Below are 7,238 nucleotides of genomic sequence, written 5' to 3'. Positions count from 1 at the left end.
CCCCCCCCCCCGCTTCACCATCGAGAGAGTGAAATGACTGCGACGATGCAATCTTCCGAGACAGAGGCCGTCGTCGTGCCGCGGCAATCGCCGCAGCGGCGCGGCGGAACACCACGGCGGCCGGGCCTTCTCAAATTCGGTCACTGGTGGTGGGCGCTGCCGGGCGTCGTGCTCGTCATCGGCATCCACTACGTCGCGACCAGCGTCGGCGGCTTCTTCGCCTTCACCGATTGGACGGGACTCGGAGCCTTCGAGTTCCTGGGCCTCGAGAACTTCGCGAAGATCCTCACCGACCCCTCGAAGCTCCTGGCTCTGGGGAACACCCTCTTCCTCGCCTTCCTCTCGGTCATCCTCTCCAACGTCGCAGGACTCGCCCTGGCCCTCGGCCTCAACCGGATGATCAAGACCCGGTACGCCCTCCGCGTCCTGTTCTTCATGCCCGTGGTGCTGAGCCCGCTCGCGACCGCGTACATCTGGAAGTTCATCTTCGAGTTCAACGGACCGATCAACCTCGCGCTCCAGGCCGTCGGCCTCGAGAGCTGGGTGCGACCGTGGCTCGCCGACCCCACCTTCGCCATCTGGTCGGTGCTTCTGGTGGTCGTGTGGCAGACCACCGGATTCGCGATGGTCATCTACATGGCCGGCCTCGCGTCCGTGCCGGTGGAGATCGAGGAGGCCGCGGCGATCGACGGTGCCGGTCTCTGGCAGCGCTTCGTGCACATCACCGTCCCGTCGATCCGCCCGGCGATCGCCATCGCGACGACCCTGGGCATCGTGCAGGGACTGCGCATCTTCGACCAGATCATCGCCCTCACCGGCGGCGGTCCGGCCGGCGCCACCGAGACGCTCGCGACCCAGGTCTACAAGCAGGCGTTCTCGCTCGGCAACTTCGGCTACGGGGCGGCGCTCGCGCTGATCCTGACCGTGATCATCCTGTTCTTCGCCGCGATTCAGCAGCGCATCACCCAGGCCCCGGAGGACTGAGATGTTCCGTTACACCAAGCTCACGCTGCTCCGGGAGATCGGTCTCTGGGTGCTCGCCCTGGTCTTCCTCGCACCGTTCTACTTCCTCATCATCATCGCTCTGAAGCCGGATGCCGAGGTCTTCAGCACGTCTCCGCTGGCGCCGCCGACGGCTCCGACGTTCGACAACTTCGTCAACGTCCTCACCGCGACCGGCAACTCGAACGTGCTGATGGGACTGCTCAACTCCGTCCTGATCACCGCGGGAAGCATCGTCGCCCTCGTGATCCTCGGGGCCCTCACCGGATACGTCATCGCCCGAAGCACGACGCGCTGGGGCAAGCTGGCGTTCTCGCTCTTCCTCATCGCGATCGTCCTGCCGACGCAGCTGGGTACCGTGCCGCTCTACATCGGCGCTCGAAGCCTCGGTCTCACCGGCTCGATCTGGGGCATGATCATCCTCTACACGGGCATGATGCTGCCGCTGTCGATCTTCCTGTACTCGAACTTCTTCCGGGGCATCGGGACGGAGTACGAGGAGGCGGCGACGATCGACGGTGCGAGCCGCACGGAGGTCTTCTTCAAGATCGTCTTCCCCTTGGTCGGACCCGCCACCGGCACGGTCGCGATCTTCGTCGGTCTCATCGTCTGGAACGACTTCTTCACGTCGCTGATCTTCCTCGGAGGATCGAGCGTGCAGACCCTCCCCGTGGCGATGTACTACTACATCGGCTCGTTGGTCTCGCAGTGGAACCAGATCTTCGCGATCGTCATCGTCTCGATGATCCCGATCCTCGCGTTCTACCTGTTCGCGCAGAAGCGCTTCATCCAGGGCTTCGCCGGCGGACTGAAGGGCTGAACGGATGCCGAACGACAACCGCGCCTCCTTCGAGGAGTTCTGCCGTCTGTTCTACACCGAGAAGCGCGTGGCCGATGCCTTCGCGTTCCTCGTCTCCGCCGACTACCGCCAGCACAATCCGAGCGTGCCGGACGGACCGGCCGCGGCGATCGAGATGCTGACCCCGAAGTTCGACGGCTCGCCCGATGCGCGCTTCGAGATCCAGCGGATGATCGTGGACGGCGATCTCGCCATGGTCCACGTCAGGGCTTTCCGGTCGGGCGCACCGGATGCCGCGGTGGCGGACATCTACCGATTCGAGGACGGCGTCATCGTCGAGCACTGGGATGTCCTGCAACCCGTGCCCGAGACATCCGTCCACGACCACCCCATGTTCTGAACCGAAGGAAATCATGTACCAGTTGGCACCCAACATCGAGCTCCTCTTCACCGAGGCAGGCGACTACCATGACCGCGTCCGGGCGGCTGCTGCGGCGGGATTCTCCTCCGTCGAGATGTGGGGCCCGACCGGCGTGGATGCACCCAGCACGCCCAAGGACCTTCCGGCGCTCAAGGCCGCCTTGGAAGACACCGGGACCACTCTCGAGGCGCAGCTCGCCGAACCTCGCACGCAGTTCATGATCCCGCCGTGGGACCACTCCGAGTTCTTCCGGAAGCTCGATGAGGGCGTGGAGATCGCGCGGGAACTGGGCACGCCACGGATCGTCGTGGGCAGCGGCACCGGTTTCGGGGGATGGAAGCGTCAGGTGCAGCTCGACAAGCTGATCGAGATCTACCAGAAGGCGATCGCGCAGATCGACGGCTCGGGGGTCACCCTCGTGCTGGAGCCCGTCAACGTCCGCGTTGACCACCCCGGATCACTGCTCGACCGCACGAGCGAGGCGGTCTACGTGGCGAGGGGGGTCGACTCGCCGTCCTTCGGGGTCCTCTATGACATCTACCACTCCGCTGTCGAAGGCGAGGACATGCGGGCCGAGCTCGCGGGGGCGGGCGATCTCATCCGCTACGTCCAGCTCGCGGATGCGCCGGGCCGCGGTGAGCCCGGCGCCGGCTCGATCGACTGGGGCGAGCGTCTCGGATGGCTGCGCGCCTCGGGATACGACGGGCCGATCGGGCTCGAGTACTACCCGACGATCGAAAGCGCCGCGTCCGTCCGGCACATCGTCGAGGTGGCGGCCCGCGCATGACACGCTCCTATCCTGCCGAGGTCGACGTCGTCATCGTCGGCAGCGGCCCTGCCGGTGCGACCTATGCACGGGTGCTGTCCGAGCGTGCACCCCACGCTCGCATCGCCCTGTTCGAGGTGGGTCCGACGGTCACGGACCCGCCCGGCGCCCACGTCAAGAACATCGCGGACCCGTCGCTCCGCGCGGAGGCGCAGCGACGCTCGGAAGGGCCACGAGGCGGCACCGCTGCCACAGTGGCCTCGCCCGGCGCGGTGAAGAGCGGTGAGCGACGCGGACGGCCCGGTACCTTCCTCCTCGAGGAGGGGTTCGCCGCAGATGGCGAGGACGGTCTTCCGGTCCTCGCGATGTCCAGCAACGTCGGCGGGATGTCGGCACACTGGACGGGCGCATGTCCGCGGCCGAACGAGTCGGAGCGCATCGGCTTCATCGACGACCTCGACGAGCTCCTCGCCGAGGCGGACCGTCTCCTCGGCGTGACGACGGACGCTTTCGAGGGCGCGCCGTTCAGCGACCTGGTGCGTGAGCGTCTGGCGACCACCGCCGACGAGGGTCGGGAGCCGCACGCACGCGTGCAGAGGATGCCGCTCGCGGTGCATCGTCGCGACGACGGAGCGCTCGTCTGGTCGGGCGCGGACGTCGTGTTCGGCGACGAGACCCGGGCCAATCCCCACTTCACTCTGTTCGACGACTCCCTCGTGACGGCGGTGCTCGTCGAGGATGGCCATGCCGCAGGAGTGCGGGTCAACGACCGGCGCTCGGGTGACGAGCACGAGGTCCGGGCGCGGGCGGTCGTGATCGCGGCCGACGCGCTGCGCACTCCACAGATTCTCTGGGCATCCGGCATCCGTCCCGATGCCCTGGGGCGATACCTGAACGATCAGACCCAGGTGGTCTATGCGACCCGGATCCGGGACATCGCGGCTGCGGGTATGGGGGCTGCAGGCGGTGCGGATGCGCCCCCGGCCGCGGGGATCGGTGCGACGAGCGGCGTCACCTGGGTGCCGTACACGGACGCGAAGCCCTTCCACGGTCAGGTCATGCAGCTCGATGCGTCTCCGATCGCGCTCGCAGAGGACGACCCCGCGGTGCCGGGGTCGATCGTCGGGCTCGGGCTCTTCTGCGCGAAAGATCTACAGCGCGAGGACCGTGTGGACTTCTCGGACGAGCGGCTCGATGGATACGGGCTGCCGGCGCCGCAGATCCACTACCGGCTCACCGCTCGAGACCACGAGGTGCTCGACCGGGCGCGCGAGGAGATCGTCCGCCTCGCTGCTGCGGTCGGCGAGCCGCTGGGCGAGCGCCCGTTCACGCTGCCGTTCGGTGCATCGCTGCACTATCAGGGCACCACGCGCATGGGAGCGGTCGACGACGGGGAGAGCGTGTGCGGTCCGAACAGCGAGGTCTGGGGGGTCTCCGGGCTCTACGTCGCGGGCAACGGAGTGATCCCGACGTCCACCGCGTGCAACCCGACCCTCACCTCGGTGGCGCTCGCGGTGCGCGGGGCGCGCGCACTCGCCGCTCACCTGTAAGGCGACGACATCTCTTGCTTCCGTCTGATTTAGACATTAGTGTGTAGGAATACGAAAGAAGAGGGCAACGCTCTCAGGACGAGGAGGTCCCGGTGATTCCCGACCGCATCATCGAGCAGGGAACGCTCACGACGGATGGCACGCGCGTTGCGGTGGAGGTGAGGGTGCCGTGGTACCGCGCCCTGCCGGCCTCTTGCATCGGCCAGGCCGGCCTCACCATCGACGGCACGCCCGTGCCGACCGAGTCGCTGCGCTGGGAGATGAACGGTGCGATCTTCACCTTCGACGAGCTGGCGACGAACGTGGAGAGCTGGTGGTTCCCCGCCGACTCGGCCGTGCTCTCCGGAGAGCTGCCGATCTCGGCAGACGCAGACCATGAAGTCGCCGTCGATCTGACCCTGTACATCCCCTACATCGTCATCAGCGACAGCGAGGTGCTCCACATCGAGGAGCGCGACATCAAGACCATGAAAGCGGTGGCGGCATGACTGCTCAGCTCGGAACGCCCCTTCAGGGGGTCACCCTCTACAGCTTCACCCGCGCCTTCCACGGGCGTGAGTACGATCTGGACGGCCTCGTGCGCAAGGTGGCCGCGGACGGGTACGGCCCCGGCATCGAGATCATCGGATTCTCCAGCTTCCGCGGCTTCCCCGATCTCGACGACCGCTTCATCGGATCGTTCCGCGACCTGCTTCAGGAGGTCGACCTCGTCCCGACCTCCATCGCCGTCAACGCCGACATCGGCCTCCGTCGCGACCGCCTGCTCACGCAGGAGGAGCTCATCGAGTACATGAGCCGTCAGATCGAGGCCACCGCGCGCCTGGGCTTCCCGGTCGCCCGCGTGCAGATCTCGATCACGCCGGACTCGATGGAGCAGCTCGTGCCCGTGGCGGAGAAGTTCGGCGTCACCCTCGCGCTCGAGGTCCACGCCGACCAGTACGCGTCCCACCCGCGCATCCTCGCGCTCCGGGATCGCTACGAGAAGATCGGCTCGCCGCTCCTCGGCTTCACCATGGACTGGGGCGCGACGGTGACCGGCTTCGCTCCGTCCCTGCTCGAGGCGTACCGTCGCCGCGGTGCGAGCGACGAGCTGCGCGCCGCCGTCGTCGCCCTGTGGGACGAATTCTACGAGCAGGGTCCGCCCGCGGATCAGGGTGAGCACGGTCAACGTTTCGGCCGATTCATCGGTCTCGCCGCGCAACATGGACGTCCGGACCTCGGCATCGACTTCGGGATCAACGGCACGGGTCTCTTCGGCCCGGCGCGCGTGGACGACTGGCTCGAGATCATGCCCTGGGTGCGGCACGTGCACGGCAAGTTCTTCGGCATCGACGAGAACGGCGAAGAGCCGTCCGTGCCGGTGCGCGAACTCATCGGACTGCTGGTGGAGAACGGCTACTCCGGGGCGATCTCCAGCGAGTACGAGGGCTGGCACTGGAACCACTGGCAGAGCCCTTTCGACATCATCGCCGGTGAGCAGGCCGTGCAGCGCGCCGCCGCAGAGGACGCCGGGTCCCGCATGATCACAGACCCGGCCGAAGCGCGTTCCGTGCTCGCCGCCCACCACGCCGGCCACCAGGCCATGACCGTCCGCAGTTGAGAGGACCCAGAGAATGACTGAAGAAAACGGCATCGCCGGCACCGGCATCCGCCTCGGCACCACGCTCTATTCGCTGACCAGTGAGTTCGCCGCGGGACAGTACACACCGCAGACCCTCATCGCGGCCGTGGCGGAGAACGGCATCGGCCCCGGCGTCGAGTTCAACATCGCCCAGCTGCTGCGCACCTACCCCGACGTGGACGACGCGTTCGTGAAGCTGTGGTTCGACACCCTCGACGAGCATGGTCTCGAGCCCAGCGCAGTCGGGACGAACCTGGACATGGGGCGACGCAAGGACCGAGACATGACGCCGGACGAGGAGCATGACTTCCTCGCGCGGCAGCTGAAGACCGCGAACACTCTCGGCTTCCGGAAGGTCGTCATCCGCTCTGCGGGCAAGGAGCTGCTGCGCAGCCTCCTTCCGCTCGCCGAGGAGTATGACCAGTACCTGGGCTACGAGATCCACGCGCCGCAGGGACCGAACGATCCCAAGGTCGTCAGCATCCGGGAACTCTACGATGAGCTCGGCAGCGACCGTCTCGGTTTCACGGCCGACTTCTCGTCGACCATGCACAGCCTCTCGCCGACCCTGCTCCGCACGCTCAGCCAGATGGGCATGGACGAGAAGCACTTCCCGGTGATGGACGAGATCTGGCACGAGCCGACTCCGATGCATGTGCGCAACCAGAAGTTCGAGGACTACCTGATCGGCGAGGGCGTCGATCCGCTCCGCTTCGGCCCGTTCACCCGTCTGGCCTTCAACATGCACGGCCTGGTGCCCGCGGAGGAGTGGCTGGACATCATGCCCCAGATCTTCCACGTGCACGCGAAGTTCTACGACATCGGCGCAGACGGGGAGGAGCCGGCGATGGACATCCCGCGCATCGTGCGGCAGTTCGTCGAGGGCGGCTATCAGGGGTTCCTCTCCAGCGAGTGGGAGGGGCACGCGTTCAGCGACCTCGGCGAAGCCGACCCCATCGACCTCGTCCAGAAGCAGCACGCCCTCATGCGTGCCGCTGTCGAGGACGCCGCTCGGACCGCACGGGTCTGACCGGTCCTCCTCACCGACACGATCAGCACGACTTCAAAGGAGCGCCGTC

8 protein-coding genes are annotated in these 7,238 nt (G+C 66.9%); all 8 read left to right on the top strand.

Going from position 1 to position 7,238, the window contains the following annotated elements; all coding sequences use genetic code 11:
• Positions 1–45 precede the first annotated feature (45 nt).
• The 8 genes from ACLF6J_RS14965 to ACLF6J_RS14930 all read left to right on the top strand — a co-directional run bounded on the left by ACLF6J_RS14965 (position 46) and on the right by ACLF6J_RS14930 (position 7,189).
• Positions 46–984 carry a carbohydrate ABC transporter permease gene (locus ACLF6J_RS14965; protein ID WP_231554956.1) on the top strand — a complete coding sequence of 313 codons (939 nt, stop codon included), beginning with the start codon at positions 46–48 and terminating at the stop codon, positions 982–984.
• A 1-nt stretch (position 985) separates the two neighbouring features.
• Entirely contained in the window at positions 986–1,822 is an 837-nt protein-coding gene (locus tag ACLF6J_RS14960; RefSeq protein WP_134352230.1) for a carbohydrate ABC transporter permease, read from the top strand.
• Positions 1,823–1,826: 4 nt separating this feature from the next.
• The gene (locus ACLF6J_RS14955) at positions 1,827–2,201 is read left to right on the top strand and encodes a nuclear transport factor 2 family protein (protein WP_134352229.1); all 375 of its coding nucleotides are present in this window, start codon (positions 1,827–1,829) and stop codon (positions 2,199–2,201) included.
• A gap of 13 nt (positions 2,202–2,214) precedes the next feature.
• Positions 2,215–3,009: a TIM barrel protein gene (locus tag ACLF6J_RS14950; protein ID WP_134352228.1), complete on the top strand. Its 795-nt coding sequence runs from the start codon at positions 2,215–2,217 to the stop codon at positions 3,007–3,009.
• Positions 3,006–4,538, top strand: a complete 1,533-nt coding sequence (locus tag ACLF6J_RS14945; protein ID WP_134352227.1) for a GMC oxidoreductase — start codon at positions 3,006–3,008, stop codon at positions 4,536–4,538. Before ACLF6J_RS14950 ends, ACLF6J_RS14945 begins: the two co-directional genes overlap by 4 nt.
• Positions 4,539–4,630: 92 nt before the next feature.
• Positions 4,631–5,026 (top strand): C-glycoside deglycosidase beta subunit domain-containing protein, encoded by a 396-nt coding sequence (locus tag ACLF6J_RS14940; RefSeq protein WP_047520201.1) that lies wholly within the window; start codon positions 4,631–4,633, stop codon positions 5,024–5,026.
• Positions 5,023–6,138 (top strand): sugar phosphate isomerase/epimerase family protein, encoded by a 1,116-nt coding sequence (locus ACLF6J_RS14935; RefSeq protein WP_134352226.1) that lies wholly within the window; start codon positions 5,023–5,025, stop codon positions 6,136–6,138. The genes ACLF6J_RS14940 and ACLF6J_RS14935 overlap by 4 nt, the downstream gene beginning before the upstream one ends.
• 13 nt (positions 6,139–6,151) lie before the next feature.
• Positions 6,152–7,189 (top strand): sugar phosphate isomerase/epimerase family protein, encoded by a 1,038-nt coding sequence (locus tag ACLF6J_RS14930; RefSeq protein ID WP_134352225.1) that lies wholly within the window; start codon positions 6,152–6,154, stop codon positions 7,187–7,189.
• Positions 7,190–7,238: the final 49 nt, after the last annotated feature.

Source organism: Microbacterium sp. IO18 (genome assembly GCF_049099505.1).
GTDB lineage: Bacteria > Actinomycetota > Actinomycetes > Actinomycetales > Microbacteriaceae > Microbacterium > Microbacterium aurugineum.
The sequence above is the reverse complement of the archived record's forward strand: the minus strand, read 5'-3'. Positions and strand labels throughout refer to the sequence as shown.